Annotated in this window: 19 protein-coding genes and 1 tRNA gene; 11 read left to right on the forward strand and 9 right to left on the reverse strand. The window is 68.0% G+C overall.

The annotated features are described in order from the left end of the window. Positions 1-46: 46 nt before the first annotated feature. Genes AX708_RS18705 through AX708_RS18715 form a run of 3 tightly spaced genes read right to left on the reverse strand, consistent with a single transcriptional unit; the run spans position 47 to position 2,792 of the window. On the reverse strand, positions 47-1,033 hold the full coding sequence (locus tag AX708_RS18705) for an alpha-ketoacid dehydrogenase subunit beta (protein WP_066532095.1): 987 nt from the start codon (positions 1,031-1,033) through the stop codon (positions 47-49). Next, positions 1,033-2,001, reverse strand: coding sequence for a thiamine pyrophosphate-dependent dehydrogenase E1 component subunit alpha (locus AX708_RS18710; RefSeq protein WP_066532092.1), 969 nt, complete (start codon positions 1,999-2,001; stop codon positions 1,033-1,035). The genes AX708_RS18705 and AX708_RS18710 overlap by 1 nt, the downstream gene beginning before the upstream one ends. A 26-nt stretch (positions 2,002-2,027) precedes the next feature. After that, positions 2,028-2,792, reverse strand: coding sequence for an SDR family NAD(P)-dependent oxidoreductase (locus tag AX708_RS18715; protein WP_066532090.1), 765 nt, complete (start codon positions 2,790-2,792; stop codon positions 2,028-2,030). A 161-nt stretch (positions 2,793-2,953) separates the two neighbouring features. On the opposite strand from AX708_RS18715, the gene AX708_RS18720 reads away from it, so the two are divergent. Continuing rightward, positions 2,954-4,819 carry an ABC-F family ATP-binding cassette domain-containing protein gene (locus tag AX708_RS18720; protein ID WP_066532088.1) on the forward strand — a complete coding sequence of 622 codons (1,866 nt, stop codon included), beginning with the start codon at positions 2,954-2,956 and terminating at the stop codon, positions 4,817-4,819. Here the strand turns inward: AX708_RS18720 and mtnA are convergent. The 6 genes from mtnA to AX708_RS18750 form a co-directional block, all read right to left on the reverse strand. After that, on the reverse strand, positions 4,816-5,874 hold the full coding sequence (gene mtnA, locus AX708_RS18725) for an S-methyl-5-thioribose-1-phosphate isomerase (RefSeq protein WP_066532083.1): 1,059 nt from the start codon (positions 5,872-5,874) through the stop codon (positions 4,816-4,818). The two genes, AX708_RS18720 and mtnA, sit on opposite strands and share 4 nt — an antisense overlap. After that, on the reverse strand, positions 5,871-6,563 hold the full coding sequence (gene mtnC, locus AX708_RS18730) for an acireductone synthase (RefSeq protein ID WP_066532080.1): 693 nt from the start codon (positions 6,561-6,563) through the stop codon (positions 5,871-5,873). Before mtnC ends, mtnA begins: the two co-directional genes overlap by 4 nt. Then, a complete protein-coding gene (locus AX708_RS18735) occupies positions 6,560-7,114 on the reverse strand; it encodes an acireductone dioxygenase (RefSeq protein WP_066532070.1) in 555 nt (184 codons plus the stop codon). Before AX708_RS18735 ends, mtnC begins: the two co-directional genes overlap by 4 nt. Further along, entirely contained in the window at positions 7,111-7,728 is a 618-nt protein-coding gene (locus AX708_RS18740) for a methylthioribulose 1-phosphate dehydratase (protein WP_066532068.1), read from the reverse strand. Before AX708_RS18740 ends, AX708_RS18735 begins: the two co-directional genes overlap by 4 nt. Beyond that, positions 7,728-8,888, reverse strand: coding sequence for an aminotransferase (locus AX708_RS18745; protein ID WP_066532066.1), 1,161 nt, complete (start codon positions 8,886-8,888; stop codon positions 7,728-7,730). Before AX708_RS18745 ends, AX708_RS18740 begins: the two co-directional genes overlap by 1 nt. A 135-nt stretch (positions 8,889-9,023) precedes the next feature. Beyond that, a tRNA-Thr gene (locus tag AX708_RS18750) sits at positions 9,024-9,098 on the reverse strand. 115 nt (positions 9,099-9,213) lie between these two features. Between AX708_RS18750 and AX708_RS21000 the strand changes: the two genes are divergently transcribed. From AX708_RS21000 to AX708_RS20650, 10 genes are all read left to right on the forward strand, one after another. Next, positions 9,214-9,375 carry a hypothetical protein gene (locus AX708_RS21000; protein WP_197426247.1) on the forward strand — a complete coding sequence of 54 codons (162 nt, stop codon included), beginning with the start codon at positions 9,214-9,216 and terminating at the stop codon, positions 9,373-9,375. A gap of 33 nt (positions 9,376-9,408) precedes the next feature. After that, positions 9,409-10,095 (forward strand): 2,3-diphosphoglycerate-dependent phosphoglycerate mutase, encoded by a 687-nt coding sequence (gene gpmA / locus AX708_RS18755; protein WP_066532064.1) that lies wholly within the window; start codon positions 9,409-9,411, stop codon positions 10,093-10,095. After that, the gene (gene purE, locus AX708_RS18760; RefSeq protein ID WP_066532061.1) at positions 10,095-10,586 is read left to right on the forward strand and encodes a 5-(carboxyamino)imidazole ribonucleotide mutase; all 492 of its coding nucleotides are present in this window, start codon (positions 10,095-10,097) and stop codon (positions 10,584-10,586) included. The genes gpmA and purE overlap by 1 nt, the downstream gene beginning before the upstream one ends. Continuing rightward, positions 10,586-11,653 carry a 5-(carboxyamino)imidazole ribonucleotide synthase gene (locus tag AX708_RS18765; RefSeq protein WP_066532058.1) on the forward strand — a complete coding sequence of 356 codons (1,068 nt, stop codon included), beginning with the start codon at positions 10,586-10,588 and terminating at the stop codon, positions 11,651-11,653. Before purE ends, AX708_RS18765 begins: the two co-directional genes overlap by 1 nt. Then, entirely contained in the window at positions 11,650-12,138 is a 489-nt protein-coding gene (locus AX708_RS18770; protein WP_066532056.1) for a dihydrofolate reductase, read from the forward strand. Before AX708_RS18765 ends, AX708_RS18770 begins: the two co-directional genes overlap by 4 nt. Next, positions 12,135-13,331, forward strand: coding sequence for a dipeptidase (locus AX708_RS18775; RefSeq protein WP_156443490.1), 1,197 nt, complete (start codon positions 12,135-12,137; stop codon positions 13,329-13,331). Before AX708_RS18770 ends, AX708_RS18775 begins: the two co-directional genes overlap by 4 nt. Next, positions 13,331-14,263 (forward strand): bifunctional riboflavin kinase/FAD synthetase, encoded by a 933-nt coding sequence (locus tag AX708_RS18780; RefSeq protein WP_066532055.1) that lies wholly within the window; start codon positions 13,331-13,333, stop codon positions 14,261-14,263. The genes AX708_RS18775 and AX708_RS18780 overlap by 1 nt, the downstream gene beginning before the upstream one ends. 45 nt (positions 14,264-14,308) lie before the next feature. Next, positions 14,309-17,278, forward strand: coding sequence for an isoleucine--tRNA ligase (locus AX708_RS18785; RefSeq protein WP_066532054.1), 2,970 nt, complete (start codon positions 14,309-14,311; stop codon positions 17,276-17,278). After that, the gene (gene lspA, locus AX708_RS18790) at positions 17,275-17,811 is read left to right on the forward strand and encodes a signal peptidase II (protein ID WP_066532053.1); all 537 of its coding nucleotides are present in this window, start codon (positions 17,275-17,277) and stop codon (positions 17,809-17,811) included. Before AX708_RS18785 ends, lspA begins: the two co-directional genes overlap by 4 nt. Beyond that, on the forward strand, positions 17,804-17,960 hold a 157-nt coding region (locus AX708_RS20650; RefSeq protein WP_156454600.1), incomplete at its 3' end, for a DUF3035 domain-containing protein. The genes lspA and AX708_RS20650, both read left to right, overlap by 8 nt.

Here is a 17,960-nt window from a genome sequence, read left to right on the forward strand (position 1 = left end):
TAGGAAAGCTCTGACACCTCCCCTCCCCTGAAGGGGAGGGGAGGTGTCAGAGCTTTCCTACGCTCGCCTTGATCTGTTCGACAATCTGCGGCTTGGTCGGGATCCAAGCCTGTTCGAGGTGGCTGGCGAAGGGCACCGCCGAGAACGTCCCGCCGATCCGCCGCACCGGGCCCTTGAGGTCGTCCCAGCACTTTTCCTGAATGTTGGCCGCAAGTTCCGCGCCGGTGCCGAAGGGGCGGACGGCTTCGTGCAGGGTGAGCGCGCGGCCGGTCTTGCGCACGCTCGCGAGCACGGTCGCCTCGTCGTAGGGGGCGATGGTGCGCAAGTCGACGACCTCGACGCTGATGCCTTCCTTCGCCAGATCATCGGCCACCGCCAGTGCGTCGAGCACGGTGCGGCCATAGGTGATGATCGAGATGTCGCTGCCCTCGCGCGCCACCGCCGCCTTGCCGAGCGGCACACGGTAGCCCGGGCCCGGATCCTCGGCCTTGAGGCCGTAGCACAGGATGTTCTCGATGAAGATCACCGGGTCATTGGCGTCGATGCTCGCCCGCATCAGCCCGCGCGCATCGGCGGGGTTGCTGGGCGTCACCACATGGATCCCCGCGACGTGCGCGAACCATGCTTCGAGCATGTCCGAGTGCTGCCCGCCGAAGCCGACGCCGACGCCGGTGGTGGTGCGGATCACGATGGGGCACGGGGTCTGCCCGCCGCTCATGAAGCGCAGCTTCGCCGCGTGATTGACGATCTGGTCCATGCACACGCCGACGAAGTTCATCAGCATGATCTCGGCAATCGGACGCTGGCCCGCGAGCGCCGCACCGACAGCCGCCCCGATGATCGCGGTCTCCGAGATCGGCGTCGCGCGGATGCGGTGTTCGCCATACTTCTCGGTCAGCCCCGAGGTGACCTTGAACACCCCGCCGCCCTGCTTGGCGGAAACGTCCTCGCCGAGGCAGAACACGCCCGGATCTTCGGCCATCGCCTCGTCAATCGCGAGGTTCAGCGCCTGGGTCATGGTGATCTGGGCCATCAGGCGGTCTCCTCCAGCACGTCCTTGTAGATTTCGTCGGTATCCGGCAGCGGCGCGGCGAGCGCGTGTTCGACCGCCGCGTTGATCTGCGCGTCGATGTCGGCGACGATGGCGTCCAGTTCTTCCTCGGTGAACTGGTGCTCCAGCATCACCTTCCTGAGCTTGGGCAGCGGGTCTTCCGCCTTCATCTCGGCGATGTGTTCGGGCGGCATGTAGCTGAAGTCGGCGCCGAAGAAGTGGCCCATCATGCGGTAGCACATCGCCTCGACCAGCGTCGGCCCCTCGCCGCGGCGGGCGCGGTCAACCGCTTCCTTCACCGCGGGGTAGATCTGGTGGACGTCGTTGCCATCCACCGTCACGCCCGGCATCCCGTAGCCCGCCGCGCGGCTCGCGATGTTGGGGCTGTCGGTGTGGTCGGCATAGGCGGTGTGCTCGCCGTAGCGATTGTTCTGGCACAGGAAGATCACCGGCAGCTTGTAGAGCTGGGCCATGTTCATCGCCTCGTGGAAGCCGCCGATATTGGCCGCCCCGTCGCCGAAGCTGACCAGCGTCACGCGCCCGTCGCCATTGTTCTGGCTCGCCATCGCGAGGCCGTTGGCGATGGGGAGGCCGCTGCCGACCACCCCGGTGGTGACCATGATGCCGGTCTCGGGATCGGTGATGTGCATGGTGCCGCCCTTGCCCTTGCAGGTCCCGGTCGCCTTGCCGAGGCATTCGCCCCACCACTTCTCCATCGGGATGCCCTTGGCGGTCTGTTCGCCCTGCCCGCGATAGGTGCAGACGACGTAGTCGTCCTTCTCGAGCGCCGCCATCGCCGCGGCCGAGACCAGCTCCTGCCCGCGCACGCAGTAATACATCACCGCGACTTTGCCGCCCATCAAGAGCTCGCGGAACTTCTCGTCGGTGCGGTTCACCTTCATCGTGCGGGTGTAGATGTCGAGCAGCTTGTCGCGGTCGATCTGCGCCATGGTTTGGGACCTCTCAGGGGAAGGGATTAGAACTGGACGCGCTGGGTGAAGCCGCCGTCGACCACGATGTTCGCGCCGGTCATGTAGGGCACCGCCGGGCTCGCGACGAAAACGATCGCCTTGGCGACCTCGACCGGCTCGCCGAAGCGGCCGGTGGGCATCTTCGCGAGGGTCGCATCGAACAGCGGCTTCATGTGCTCCTCGATGATCTCCCAGTTGCCGCCCTTGTAGTAGATCGCGCCCGGCGAGACGGTGTTCACGCGGATGTTCTTCGCGGTGAGAGCCTGCGAGAGCTGCGAGGCATAGGTGATCAGCGCCGCCTTGATCGCGTTGAAGGGGTTGGGAGCGATGAAGGTTTCGAGCGCGGCGGTGCTCGAGAGCATCACGATCGAGCCGGTGCCCGAGGCCTCGAGATAGGGTGTCAGCGTCTCGACCGCATAGGCCGCGCCCTTCAGGTCCATGTCGAGGCACGCCTGCCAGTCCCCCGCCCCGCCCGTGCCCGAGGCGCTCGCAGTGTGCACGAAGATATCGCACCCGCCGAGTTCCGCGACGGCTTTCTCGAGCCACGCCTGGTAGGCCTCGGTGCCCGATGCCATGTCGAAGACTTCCGCGAAGACCTTGCCGGGGCCGGCGGCGTCGATCTCGGCAACGGCGGCGGCGATCTTGTCTTCCTTGCGGCTGAAGAAAGCGACATCCGCGCCCTCTGCGGCGAACAGCTTGAGGGATTGGAGGCCGAGGCCATGCGCCCCGCCGTTCATGATGACCTTCTTGCCCTTCAATCCCAGATCCATAGCGCCTCTCCCCGGCATTTGGTTGTGCCCTGAGGGGATAGCCGAGTGGGGGGACGGGGCGTATCGTCAAATTTGGGGGGTGGCGCAGAGTTTTGCCGCCGCGCGCGCCGCACAAGGGAATTCCTTTGGGCCGCCAGCGATAGGCTGTTACAGGCGCGCCCATGCTTACCATCGACAATGTCACGGTCCGGCTCGGCGGCCGGGCGATCCTCGAGCGCGCCAGCGCGACCGTGCCGGTGGGCGCCCGCGTCGGCCTGATCGGCCGCAACGGGGCGGGCAAATCGACCCTGATGAAGACGCTGATTGGCGAGATCGAGCCCGACGATGGCGAGATTTCCAAGCCCGCCCGTGCGCGGATCGGCTATATCGCGCAGGAGGCCCCCAGCGGTAGCATGACGCCTGAAGAGGTCGTGCTTGCCTCGGCCACCGAACGCGCCGCGCTGCTCGCCGAGCTGGAAACCTGCACCGACATGGACCGCATGGGCGACGTGCACGAACGCCTGCTTGCCATCGACGCCTATTCCGCCCCGGCGCGCGCGGCCAAGATCCTCAATGGCCTCGGCTTCGATGAAGAGATGCAGCAGCGCCCCGTCGACAGCTTCTCGGGCGGGTGGAAGATGCGCATTGCCCTTGGCGCGCTGCTGTTTTCCGAGCCCGACATCCTGCTGCTGGATGAACCGTCGAACCACCTCGACCTCGAAGCGACGCTGTGGCTGGAGAACTTCCTAAAGTCCTATCCCGCGACGCTGGTGGTCATCAGCCATGAACGCGACCTCCTCAACAAGGTGGTCGACCACATCCTCCACCTCCAGGGCGGGCAGCTGACACTCTATCCGGGCGGCTATGACGCCTTCGAGAAGCAGCGCGCCGAGCGCGCCGCGCAGTTGGCGGCGGCCAAGGCCTCGCAGGAAGCGCAGGCCGCGCGGCTCAGGGATTACGTCGCGCGCAACTCGGCCCGCGCCTCGACCGCCAAGCAGGCCCAGTCGCGCGCCAAGATGCTCGCCAAGATGCAGCCCATCGCCGCGCTGATGGAAGACCCCTCGCTGAGCTTCGATTTCCCCGATCCCTCCGAGATGAAATCGCCGATGATCACGCTCGAACAGGCGGCGGTCGGCTACGGCGCGGCACCGCCGATCCTCAAGCGGCTGAATTTCCGCATCGAGGCAGATGACCGGATCGCGCTTCTGGGCCGCAACGGCAATGGCAAGACCACACTCGCCCGGTTGCTCGCGGCGCAGCTTGCCCCGGCCGAGGGCGCGGTCAATGCACCGGGCAAGCTCAAGGTCGGCTATTTCACGCAGTATCAGGTCGAGGAACTGGCGGGTGAGGAAACCCCGCTCGATCTGATGACCCGCGCAATGCAGGGGCAATCGCCCGCTGCGGTGCGCGCGCAGCTGGGGCGGTTCGGGTTCTCGGGCCCGCGCGCGACGCAGCGGGTCGAAAAGCTCTCGGGCGGGGAGCGGGCGCGCCTCGCGCTCGCGCTCATCACCCGCGACGCGCCGCATCTGCTGATCCTCGACGAGCCGACCAACCACCTTGATGTCGACGCGCGCGAGGCGCTGGTGCAGGCCTTGAACGACTACAGCGGTGCGGTGATCCTCATCAGCCACGATCGCCACATGGTCGAGCTGACAGCTGACCGGCTGCTGCTGGTCGATGGCGGGACGGCGCGCGAATATGACGGCAGCGTGGATGATTACATCGACTTCATCCTCGGCCGGAACCAGCCGAAGGACGGGCGCGGCGGCAAAGGTGGCGGCGGCAAGGGCGGGGGCCATTCGGGCGCGCAGCTGCGCGCGGCGCAATCCGATCTCGGCAAGGCCGAGGCCGCTATCGCGCGGCTGACCGACGAATTGGCCAAACTCGACGCGCGCATCCTTGCCCAGAGCGGCACGCCCGGCGGCGGCGGCGGCGCGGCGATGGAACGCCTGCTGACCGAGCGCGCGGCCACCGCCGAGGCGCTTGCGCGCGCGGAGGAAACATGGCTCGCCGCCGGAACCGCGCTTGAGGCGCTGGCGGAGGCCTAGCGCGCCAGTATAGCGGCGAGCGCCTTCGCATCGGCGGCGATGCCGGCTTCGGTGATGAAGCCGGTGACCAGCGCAGCCGGGGTGATGTCGAAAGCGGGATTGCGCACCGGCGAGCGGGTCACGGTGACCTTCTGCCCGCCTTCGCCCGTCACGGCTGAGACTTCCTCTCCCGAACGCTCCTCGATCGGCACGTCGGCGCCGGTCAGGGTGGCCGGATCGTAGGTGGATGACGGCAGCGCGACATAGAACGGCACGTCATGCGCCCGCGCCGCCAGCGCCTTGAGATAGGTACCGATCTTGTTGCAGACATCGCCGTTGGCGGTCACCCGGTCGGTGCCGACGATCACCATGTCGACCTCGCCCCGCTGCATCAGCAGCCCGCCGGCATTGTCGACGATATAGCTGTGGGGGATGCCGTGCTCGGCCAGTTCGAAGGCGGTGAGCGCGCCCTGGTTGCGCGGGCGGGTCTCGTCGACCCACACGTGGAGCGCGATGCCTGCGTCATGCGCGCGGTACATCGGCGCGGTCGCCGTGCCCCAGTCGACCGTGGCGAGCCAGCCGGCGTTGCAATGGGTGAGGATGTTGACGGGCTGGCCGCCCTTGCGCGCCGAGATCGCGCGGATCAGCGCGAGCCCTGCCTCGCCGATCGCGGCGTTCATCGCCACGTCCTCGTCGCAGATGCGCCCCGCCTCGGCATGGGCGGCGGCGGCGCGCTCGCCGGGCGGGAGCGGCTGGACGACGCGGCGCACCCGCTCGAGCGCCCAGAGCAGGTTCACCGCCGTCGGTCGGGTGGCGCGCAGCCGCTCGAAACTGGCGGCGAGGCCTGCGTCGGAGGGGTCGACCTTGAGCCCGAAAGCGAGACCATAGGCCGCGACCGCCCCGATCATCGGCGCGCCACGCGTCGCCATTTCGGCGATGGCAATGGCGGCCTCGTGATCGCTGCGAAGGGTCATGCGCTCGATCGCCCAGGGCAGGCGGCGCTGGTCGAAGATTCCGACGCTCCAGCCATCGGGCCCGAGCCAGATCGAGCGGGTGGCGGTGCCTGCGATTTTCATGCAATAGCCTCGGCGGGGAGGATCGTGTCGAAGCTTTCGGCCACGGGGTAGGCTGAGGCCGGAGGTACCCCGTCGCGGGCGAGGAGCGTGACCTCAAACCCGGCAGCGGCCGCGGCATCAAGCTCGGCTTCGACATCGGACAGGAACAGGATCTCGCCCGCCGGAACCCCGATCGCCCCCGCAATCGCGGCGTAGGACGCCGCCTCCTTCTTGCCCCCCACTGCGGTGTCGAAATGGCCCGCAAACAGCGGCGTCAGGTCGCCGTAGGCCGTGTGCCCGAAGATCAGCTTCTGCGCCGCGACCGAGCCCGAGGAATAGACGTAGAGCTCGATTCCCTGCGCATGCCAGCGCCTGAGGCCCGCGACCGCATCGGCATAGACATGGCCCTGAAGCGTCCCCGCCGCATAGCCCTCGGCCCAGATCAGGCCCTGCAGCGACTTGAGTGGCGCGATCTTGCGGTCGGCATCGTGCCATTCCGCGAGCAGCGCGGTGCAGCCCGCAAGGTCCAGCGCAGGCTCTCCTGCCTCGGCGCGCACCGCATCGAGGATCGCCGCCACCTCGGGCCCTGCCGAATGTCCGGCCACATAACCCGCGAGCCGCGCGCGGCTGTAAGGGAACAGCACCTCGTGGACGAAGGCGATGCTCGACGTGGTGCCCTCGATATCGGTGAGGATCGCGCGCGGCGTCACGCAGCCACGCCCTCGTAGAGCGGGATGCTTTCCGCAATCGGATCGCCGGTGAAGCGCGCCACCCAGCCATCGGGGGTGGTGAACAGGCGGATGACGGTGAAGCTCGGCCGCGCGCCGGTGTCGAACCAGTGCTGCGTGCCGGCCGGGACCGCGATCAGATCGCCCGCCGTACATTCGAGCGCGTGCACCTGCCCGCCTGCATGGATGTAGAACAGCCCCGCCCCCTCGACGAAGAAGCGCACCTCGTCATCGTCATGGATGTGCTCGGCGAGAAACTTGGCGCGCAATTCGGCGCGTTGGGGATGGTCGGGGCCAAGCCGCAGCACGTCGACGCTCTGGTAGCCGCCGCGCGCCTTGAGTTTGGCGATGTCGCCCGCATAGGCGGCGAGGATGTCCGCGTCGGAGGCATCGGCCGCGAGCGGCGCATCAGCCGCCCAGCGCTCGAGCACGATGCCATGCGGCGCAAGCGCGGCGGCGATGGCTGGGAAGTCGTCGAGCCGCTGCAAGGCGTCATGCGGCGCGGCGTCGGCATACTGGGTCAGGCTGGTCACGGGCGGGCTCCCTGATGCTTCAATTCCTCCCACGCGCAGGTGAGCAGGAATTCCACGGCTTCGATCATGTTCTCGGCGGCGTCCATCGTCGGGCCCCAGCCATAAAGGCCGTGGCCGCGGATGTAGAAGGCGGGGACTATCGGCTGCTGCGCGGCGATCAGCGGGCGCAGTTCCTCAGCCAGCGCGGCCATGTCCTGGCTGTTGTCGACCAGCGGGATGGCGATGCTGGTGTCGTGGGTGTCGGTGCCGGGGAAGATCTTGAGCAGCTCGTAGCCGGTCAGCACGATCGCGTCGCCCAGCGCGCGGCTCAGCACCGTGCCGCTCACCGAATGGGTGTGGAGCACTGCCCCCGCATTCCGGTCGAGCTCGTAGACGAGGCAATGCAGCAGCGTTTCAGCCGAGGGGCGCTTGGCATCGAGCGCGCGGCCCGCACCGTCGACCCGCATCACGCCCTCGGTCGTCAGCCGCCCCTTGTGCGCGCCCGAGACGGTGACGGCGATGCTCCCGTCGGCGAGGCGCACCGAGTAATTGCCCGCCGTGGCAGGCGCGAGCCCGCGCGCATCGAGGCGGCGGCCGGCTTCGACAATCAACTGGGCGGCAGCGGCGAAGTCCATCACATCAGGCTCTTGCGAAAGCGCGCCAGACGTTCGACCGCCGCATCCAGCGTGTCGTTCCCCTTGGCGAAGCAGAGCCGGACATAGCCGGTCAGGGGGTCTTGCGCATAGAAGGAACTGATCGGGATCGCGGCAACCCCGGCCTCGGGTATCGAGCGCTTGCAGAACGCCATGTCGGAGATCGCGATGCCCGATGCGGCAAGGTCGACGGTCACGAACCAGGTCGCGGCATTGGGGAGCACGACATAGCCTGCCTGCTCCAGCCCGGCGATCAGCCGCGCCCGGCCCCCGTCGTAGCGCGCGCGGTGGGCGGCATGCCAGGCGGCGGGGAGCTCCAGCCCCTCGGCCACCGCCCATTGCAGCGCGGGCGGCGTGGTGAAGGTCAGGAACTGGTGGCTGGCGCTCAGCGTGTCGACCAGCTGAGGCGCAGCGCAGGCCCAGCCCACTTTCCACCCTGTCAGCGAGAAGATCTTGCCCGCCGAGCCGATCTTGACCGTGCGCTCGCGCAGGGCCGGGACCGCCAACGGCGAGACATGCGCGGCCCCTTCGAACAGCATCGCCTCCCACACCTCGTCACACAGGAGGATGACGTTATGACGCTCGGCCAGAGCGCCCACCGCTTCGAGCGTGGCGCGGTCGATGGTGCTGCCGGCGGGATTGTTGGGGGTGTTGAGGATCAGCAGCCGGGTGCGATCATTGATCGCAGCCGCGAGCGCATCCAGCGGCAGCGTCCAGCCGGGCGGGGTCAGGTTGACGAAGCGCGCGATGCCCCCGGCGCGCTCAACCAGCGGCAGGTAAGCGTCATAGAGCGGCTGGACCAGCACCACCTCGTCGCCCGGTCGCACCAGCGACAGGATCGCGGCGGCCAGCGCCTCGGTCGCGCCCGAAGTGACCAGCACCTCGCGCTCGTCCAGCGCGAGGCCCTGTTCGCGCGCATAGAAGCCTGCGATGGCCTGGCGCAGTGCCGGAAGGCCGCGCATTGGCGGGTACTGGTTGCTCTTGTCGGAAAGCGCGCGCCGGGCAGCCTCGATCAGCTCGGGCGGATCGGCGAGGTCGGGAAAACCCTGCCCGAGATTGATCGCACCCGCCTCGGCCGCCGCCCGCGACATCCGCTCGAAAATCGTCGTCGCCGGAGCGGCGAGCCCTTCAATCACCGCCATGTATCGCTCGCGTCCTTGCCGAGGCCGGGGTCTCTATGGCGGCGCAATGACGCCCGCGCAACCGCGGCGGAAGCGCATACATTCGTGCATCGTAGGAGCGGATTGCCGGTCACGGGCGCCGGGCGCCGCGCGATATGGTGCTGCTGGGGAGGATTGAACTCCCGACCTCACCCTTACCAAGGGTGCGCTCTACCACTGAGCTACAGCAGCGCCGGAAACAGGCGCGCCCTATTGTCGCGCGCCCGAGCAATGTCAAGCGGGCGTTCTTGTCGCGCTAACGCTTTGCTGCTTGAGCGCGCGCTTTGATAACGGCAAGGCGTTTCACATGAGTGAAGACTCCGCCAAGAATATGTCCTCGGCCAAGGCAAGGGAAGAACGCCTCGCAGCCAAGCTGCGCGAGAACCTGCGGCGCCGGAAGGCGCAAGCGCGGGCGCTTGGCGATTCGGATAGCACACAGACCCTTCCCAAACCCCGCGACGCGGGCTAACCCGCAGCGCTCCTGATCCGCGACGGAGCCATCATGCCCAAGCTCATCCTCGTCCGCCACGGCCAGAGCCAGTGGAACCTCGAAAACCGCTTCACCGGGTGGTGGGATGTCGACCTGACCGAAAAGGGCGTCGCCGAGGCGAGCGCCGCGGGCGCGCTGCTGAAGGACAAGGGGGTGCTCCCCACCTATGCCTTCACCAGCCTCCAGACCCGCGCGATCAGGACGCTGCATCTGGCGCTCGAAGCGGCGGGGCGGCTGTGGATCCCCGAGGTCAAGGACTGGCGCCTCAACGAGCGGCACTATGGCGGCCTTACCGGGCTCGACAAGGCCGAAACCGCGGCGAAGCACGGTGACGAGCAGGTCAAGATCTGGCGCCGCTCCTTCGACATCCCGCCGCCGGTGCTGGAGGCGGGGAGCGAATTCGATCTCGCTGCCGACCCGCGCTATGCCGGGATCGCGATCCCGAACACCGAAAGCCTCAAGCTGACCATCCTCCGGGTGCTGCCCTATTGGGAAAGCACCATCCTGCCCAAACTGGTGGCCGGCGAGACGGTGATCATCGCTGCCCACGGCAACTCCCTTCGGGCGCTGGTCAAGCACCTGTCGGGGATTTCGGACGCGAACATCACCGATCTGGAAATCCCGACCGGCCAGCCGATCGTCTACGAATTCGAAGGCACCGCTCCCGTGGGTGAGCGCTATTATCTGAAGGACGCATGATGGACGGCGCCGGGGGGAAGGTCGCGATCGTGATGGGCAGCCAGTCCGACTGGCCGACCATGCAATGCGCCGCCGAGGTGCTGGACGAGCTGGAAGTGGCCTACGAGGCACGGATCGTCTCGGCCCACCGCACGCCCGACCGGATGGTGGCCTTCGCCAAGGGGGCCGAGGGCGAGGGGTTCAGCGTCATCATCGCGGGCGCGGGCGGTGCGGCGCATCTGCCGGGCATGATCGCCAGCATGACGCATCTGCCGGTGCTGGGCGTGCCGGTGCAGTCCAAGGCTTTGAGCGGCATGGATAGCCTGCTCTCGATCGTGCAGATGCCCGGCGGCATTCCCGTCGGCACGCTGGCGATCGGCGAGGCGGGGGCAAAGAATGCGGGGCTGCTGGCGGCTTCGATCCTCGCGCTCTCGGACGAGGCGCTGTCGGAGCGGTTGCAGGACTGGCGCGCGGCCAAGAGCGCGGGTGTCGGCGAGACCCCGGAGGATTGATGCTCGCGCCCGGTTCGACCATCGGCATTCTGGGTGGCGGTCAGCTCGGCCGGATGATGGCGGTCGCCGCGCTGCAACTGGGCTACCGGGTGGTGGGCTTCGCGCCCGAGGGCGACAATGTCGCGGCGGACGCCTGCACGGACTTCATCACCGCCGCGTGGGACGACACTGCGGCGCTTGCGCGGTTCGCGCAGGGCTGCGACGTGGTGACCTGGGAGTTCGAGAACGTCCCTCTCGGCACGGTCGCCGCGCTGCCGCAGCACCTCATCGCCTGCCCGCCCCGCGCGCTCGAAGTGGCGCAAGACCGGCTGCGCGAGAAGGCCTTCGCCGCCGACCTTGGCGGAAGCCCGGCGCCGCACGCGCGGGTCGAGAGCGCGGCCGATCTCTCCGCTGCCATCGCCGAAGTCGGCACCCCCGGCATCCTCAAGACCGCGCGCGACGGCTATGACGGCAAGGGCCAGTGGCGCGTGCGCTCCGTGATAGAGGCGGGCGGGCTGCCCTTTCCCGGGGTGACCTGCATCTACGAAGGTTTCGTGATGTACGAGACCGAGTTCTCGGTGATCCTCGTGCGCGGGGCCGACGGGCAGGTCAAGTTCTGGGATTCGACCGCGAACCTTCACGAGGGCGGGATGCTCGCGCGCTCGGTGCTGCCCGCGGGTGCGCTGGTCGAAGCGCAAGTTCCCGCCGCGCGCGAGCTGGCCCGCAAGGTCGCTGACGCGCTCGGCTATGTCGGGGTGCTGACGCTCGAATTCTTCGCGACGCGCGAAGGGCCGGTGTTCAACGAGATGGCGCCGCGCGTGCACAACTCCGGCCACTGGACCATCGAGGGCGCGGCCACTAGCCAGTTCGAGAACCACATCCGCGCGATCTGCGGCCTGCCGCTCGGGGGCACCAAGACCCGCTTCGAGGCGATCGAGATGCGCAACATCGTCGGCGAGGAGGCGCTCGAGGCGCACCGGATCCTCGCCGAACCGGGCGAGCCGCACTTGCACCTCTACGGCAAGCGCGAGGCGCGCGAGGGGCGCAAGATGGGCCACGTCACCCGCGTGGGGCACGCACTCAAATGACCCCCGAAATCGTCCTGATCTACGCCCGCGCCGCCAATGGCGCGATCGGCAAGGACGGCGACCTGCCGTGGCGGTTGCCGGCCGACCTCAAACATTTCAAGGCGCTGACCATGGGCCTGCCGATGGTGATGGGCCGCAAGACCTTCGACAGCCTGCCGGGCCTGCTCCCGGGCCGCCGCCATATCGTCCTCACCCGCGATGTCGGGTGGCAGGCCGAGGGGGCGGAACCGGTCCCCACCACCGAAGACGCACTCGCCCTCGCAGGCGCCGGGACCGTTGCCGTCATCGGCGGTGCGGCGGTGTTCGAGGCCTTTCTGCCGCGCGCGCATCGCGTGGAGCTGACCCAGATCCACGCGGATTACGAGGGCGACACCTTCATGCCACCGCTTGGCCCCGAATGGCACGAGACCGCGCGCGAGGACCATGCGGCGGAAGGGGACTACCCCGCCTTCTCGTTCCTCACCTATCGGAAGGGCGCGGCATGATCCGCAAGATCGGCATCGCCCTCGCGCTGCTGCTGGTGCTCGGTGCGGTCGGCTTCTTCGGCTTCGCCCCCGGCATCGCCGAGCGCAGCATGAACACGATCGACGGCGAGCCCCTGCCGCAGATCAGCGCCGAGGCCCGCGCGCTGCACGCGACGCTCACCATCGTCGACCTGCATTCGGACACGCTGATGTGGCAGCGCAGCCTGCTCGCGCAGGGGGACCGCGGCCACATGGACCTGCCGCGCCTCCAGCAGGGCCATGTCGCATTGCAGGTATTCTCGAGCGTCACCAAGACGCCTGAAAACCAGAACTACGACAAGAACAGCGCCGATGGCGACAACATCACCCTGCTCGCCATCGGCCAGCTCCAGCCGGCGAAGACGTGGTTCTCGCTGTTCGAGCGTTCGCTGTATCACGCGGCCAAGCTCGACCGTGCGGCGGCCGGGTCGAGCGGGGCGCTGGTGAAAGTGACCGATGCGGCCTCGCTCGATGCGCTGCTGAAAGCGCGCGCCGGGGCCGCCCCGCGCCCGCCCGTCGGGGCGATCTTCAGCGCCGAGGGGCTCCACAGTCTCGAGGGCGACATCGCCAACCTCGACCGGCTTTACGGCGCCGGGATGCGGATGGCGGGGCTCGTGCATTTCTTCGACAACGAGCTCGCCGGGTCGATGCATGGCGAGCGCAAGGGGGGCCTCACCGACTTCGGCCGCAAGGTGGTGCGGCGGATGGAGGCGCTCGGCATGGTGGTCGACATCGCCCATTGCAGCCGGGCCTGCGTGGCGGACATCCTCGCGATGGCCCGCCGCCCCGTGGTGTCGAGCCACGGCGGAGTGCAGGCGACCTGCAAGGTCAACCGCAATCTCACCGACGCGGAGATCCGCGGCGTCGCGGCGACGGGGGGCGTGATCGGGATCGGCTACTGGGACGGCGCGATCTGCTCCACCGACCCGCGCGCCGCCGCCCGTGCGATGAAGCATGTGCGCGATCTGGTCGGCATCCAGCATGTCGCGCTGGGGAGCGACTATGACGGAGCGACCACGGTGCGGTTCGACACCGCGAACCTTGTCCATGTCACGCAGGCGCTGATGGACGAAGGCTTCACCCCCGACGAGATCCGCGCCGTGATGGGCGGCAACGCACTGCGCGTGCTGCGGCAGGGCCTCGCTCCGCTCGCCAGCCCGAGGGCCCCCGCCTGATGTGCTGGCTCGATCACCGCGAGGCGATGCCCGCCGCGCTGCGGGGCGCGGTGATCGCGCTCGGCAATTTCGACGGGTTCCACCGCGGGCATCAGGCCGTGGCGGGCGAGGCGATCGAATGGGCCAAGGCCGAGGGCCGCCCCTCGATCATCGCGACCTTCGATCCGCATCCGGTGCGCTTCTTCAAGCCCGACGTGCCGCCCTTCCGGCTGACGACATTGGAGCAGCGGCAGGAGCTCTATCTCGCCGCCGGCGCGACCGCGATGCTGGTGTTCCACTTCGATGCCGAGCTGGCCGGGACGAGCGCGGAGGATTTCATCGCGAAGATCCTGATCGAACGCTTCGGCGCGCATGGGGTGGTGACCGGCGGTGATTTCACCTTCGGAAAGGGCGCCAAGGGCAATGTCGATCTGCTGCGCTCGCTCGGCGGCGAACTGGGGCTGCAATCGCGGGTGGTGGAGGCGGTGGCCGAGGGCGGCGAGGTGGTCTCCTCCAGCCGCATCCGGCAGGCGCTGCGCGACGGCGACCCGCAGGAGGCCGCGCGCCTCCTCACCCGGCCCTTCGCGATCCGGGGGATTGTCGAGCACGGCGACAAGCGAGGCCGGACGATCGGCTATCCCACCGCGAACCTCGGGGTGGAGAACTACCTCAGGCCCAAATACGGCATCTATGCCGTCACGGGCCGCATCCTTGCCAACGGCCAGGTGCTGAAAGGCGCCGCCAATATCGGCATCCGCCCGCAGTTCGAACCGCCCAAGGAACTGCTCGAACCCTACTTCTTCGACTTCTCCGGCGACCTCTACGGGCAGGAGATCGAGATCGCCTTCCACCACTACCTGCGCGGCGAAGCGAAGTTCGATTCTCTCGACGCGCTGATCGAGCAGATGGACAAGGACTGCGCCGAGGCGCGGCAGCTTCTGTCCTCGCAATGACGAGTCTTTGCACTGGCAGCGCGAACGGCTAAGGCCCCGCGCACCATGAGCGACGACACCACGCAGCGCGATTACCGGGACACCGTCTTCCTGCCGAAGACCGATTTCCCCATGAAGGCCGGCCTCCCCCAGAAGGAGCCGGGCATTGCCGCGCGCTGGGAGCAGATCGGGCTCTATGACGCGCTGCGCACCGCCCGCCGGGGCCGCGAAAAATTCATCTTCCACGATGGCCCGCCCTACGCCAATGGCGACATGCATATCGGCCATGCGCTGAACCACATCCTCAAGGACATGGTCTGCCGCACCCAAAACCTGCTGGGCAAGGACGCGCCCTACGTGCCCGGCTGGGACTGCCACGGCCTTCCCATCGAGTGGAAGGTCGAGGAGCAGTACCGCAAGGAGAAGAAGGCCAAGCCCGTCCTGACCGGCGCAGGGCGTGACGAGGCGGCGGTCAAGGCCTTCCGCGACGAGTGCCGCGCCTATGCCCAGCACTGGGTCGACGTGCAGCGCTCGCAGCTCAAGCGCCTCGGCATCATGGCCGATTGGGACCACCCCTACCTCACCATGCAGAAGGAGAGCGAGGCGGTGATCGTCGCCGAGCTCTTGAAGCTGGCCGAGGCGGGGAACCTCTACCGCGGCTCGAAGCCGGTGATGTGGTCCCCGGTCGAACAGACCGCGCTGGCCGAGGCGGAGGTCGAATACGAGGACATCACCTCGACCCAGATCGACGTGGCGTTCGAGATCGTCGAAAGCCTGATCCCCGAACTGGTCGGCGCCCACGCGGTTATCTGGACGACGACGCCGTGGACGATCCCGGTCAATCAGGCTTTGGCCTATGGGCCGGAGGTTGAGTACGAACTGCTAGACATCGTCTATGAGGCGGGTGCCGAAGAAGGGGCATCTCCTCAGTCCGGCAAAGTGGCAACCGCCGAAGCTGCCGAGGCCGCCGGGCTTCCCGATGACTGCACCCGAATTTTGGTCGCCAAGGAATTGGTGGAGGCGTTCAAGGCTCGGCTGAATGCAGCCCTGTCGAAGATCAATGTCGAGGGTGCTGTCGGGCCAACGGTTGAAGTCTTCCCCGCGCTTGGTGTGAAGGGTGGTCGCTACAAAGGCGCAGACCTCGCCGGCACCCTCGCCCGCCACCCGATGCACCACCTCGGCGGGTTCTACGCCGCGCCGCGCCCGCTGCTCCCCGGCGACTTCGTCACCACCGACAGCGGCACCGGCCTCGTCCACATGGCGCCCGATCATGGCGAGGACGACTTCGAGCTGTGCAAATCGGCAGGCATCAACCCCGTCTTCGCGGTGATGGACGACGGGCGCTACCGGGACGACTGGGGCTGGCTCGGCGCTGCCGATGAGCGCCGCATGAGCGTCATCAACCCGAAATTCAACGCGCCTGACGGCCCGATCTGCGCGGACCTGCGCGAAGCGGGCGCGCTGCTCGCGGCGAGCGCCGACTACGCGCACTCCTACCCGCACTCGTGGCGCTCCAAGGCCAAGGTGATCTTCCGCTGCACCCCGCAGTGGTTCGTGCCGATGGACAAGCCGCTGGGTGACGGCACCACGCTGCGCGACACGGCCATTGCCGAGATCGCCCGCGTCCAGTTCACCCCGGACAAGGGCCGCAACCGCATCGGCGCGATGGTCGAGGGGCGGCCCGACTGGGTGCTCTCGCGCCAGCGCGCCTGGGGCGTGCCGATCACGCTGTTCGTGCGGCCTGACGGCTCCTATCTGCAGGATGCCGCCGTCAACGCCCGCATCGTCGCCGCCGTGAACGCGGAAGGTATGGACGCGTGGAACAGCGCCAACAAGGCCGCCTTCCTCGGCCCGGACCACGACCCTGCCGAGTTCGAGATGGTCACCGACATTCTCGACGTGTGGTTCGATTCTGGCTGCACCCATGCCTTCGTGCTGGAATCGGGGCGCTGGCCGGACCTGCAATGGCCCGCCGACCTCTACCTCGAAGGCTCGGACCAGCACCGCGGCTGGTTCCAGTCCTCGCTGCTGCAATCCTGCGCCACCCGCGGCCGCGCGCCCTATGATCAGATCCTCACCCACGGCTTCACGATGGACGCCAAGGGCAAGAAGATGTCGAAGAGCCTCGGCAACACGGTCGATCCGATCAAGGTGATGGAAACCTACGGCGCGGACATCATCCGGCTGTGGGCATTGAGCGTCGACTTCACCGAGGATCACCGCATCGGCGATGAAATCCTGAAAGGTGTCGGCGACCAGTACCGCAAGCTGCGCAACACCTTCCGCTATCTCTTGGGCGCGCTCGACGGGTTCGTGGGCGACATGAGCGATGCGGGCCAGCTGCCGGAACTGGAAGTCTACATCCTCGCGCTGCTGGCGGACCTCGACGGCAAGCTGCGCGCGGCGGCCGAGGCCTACGACTTCAACACCTACACCCGCCTGCTGGTGGACTTCTGCAACGAGGACCTCTCGGCCTTCTTCTTCGATATCCGCAAGGATTCGCTCTACTGTGACGGGCCGGACTCGGTCACCCGCAATGCCTATCGCACCGTGCTCGACCTGCTGTTCCACGCCCTCGTCCGCTACGCCGCGCCGGTGCTGGTGTTCACCGCCGAGGAGGTGTGGCTCTCGCGCTATCCCGAGGACGGCGAGGCGGACGCGGCAGGCCAGCGCGGCTCGGTTCACCTGCTCGAATGGCCGAGCGTCCCGGGCGTCGTGGTCGAGACCGCCAAGTGGGAGCGGCTGCGCTCCCTGCGCGACCAGGTCAACGAGGCGATCGAGCCGCTGCGGCGCGACAAGACCATCCGCTCCAGCCTCGAGGCCGAGGTGGTGGTCCCCGCCGCCGCCGTGCCCGAGGGCGTCACCGACGCGCAACTCGCCGAGCTGTTCATCACCGCGACAGTCACCCGCGGGCAGGGCGACACCGTGACCGTCTCCAAGAGCCACCACCACAAGTGCGGCCGCTGCTGGCGGCTGCTGCCCGACGTCGCCGAAGACGGCGCGCTGTGCGGCCGCTGCGCGGAGGTTGTGGCATGAGCACCCTGTTCACCCGCAACCGGCTGATCGGCCTCGCGCTCGCCGCGCTGGTAGCCATCGTCGACCAGGCGGTGAAGTGGTACGTGATCGGCCCGCTCCGCCTGCGGCAGGTGCTCCACATCGACCTGCTGCCCTTCTTCGACCTCACCTATACCGAGAACCGCGGCGTCTCGCTCGGCATGTTCGAGGCGAGCAACATGGAGACGCGCTGGCTGCTGGTCGCGGTCACGGGCGTCATCGCGGCGGTGGTGCTGGTGTGGATGATGCGCGAGCGGCTTCTCGGCGAGATCGCGGGGCTCGCGCTGATCCTCGGCGGAGCGCTCGGCAACATCCGCGACCGTTATGACCTCGGCTACGTGATCGACTATGCCGACTTCCATATCGGCACCTTCCGTCCCTTCCTGATCTTCAACATCGCCGATGCCGCGATCACCATCGGCGTCGTCATCATCCTTGCGCGCAGCCTGCTGCTGCGCGACAAGGGCGACACACAAGCCGGGGGAAGCCCCCGTGGAGAGGCCCAAGATGCGTAAGACTGCCACCCTGATCCTGCTGGCCGGTTCGACAGCGCTGCTCGCGGCATGCGGCGGCGACGGCGGGGTGTTCAACCGCGCGCGGCCCGACGAGTTCGCGGTGCAGCGTCAGGCGCCGCTGGTGGTGCCGCCCGACTTCACCCTCACCC

The organism is Erythrobacter sp. CCH5-A1, assembly GCF_001557115.1.
Classification (GTDB): Bacteria; Pseudomonadota; Alphaproteobacteria; order Sphingomonadales; family Sphingomonadaceae; genus Erythrobacter.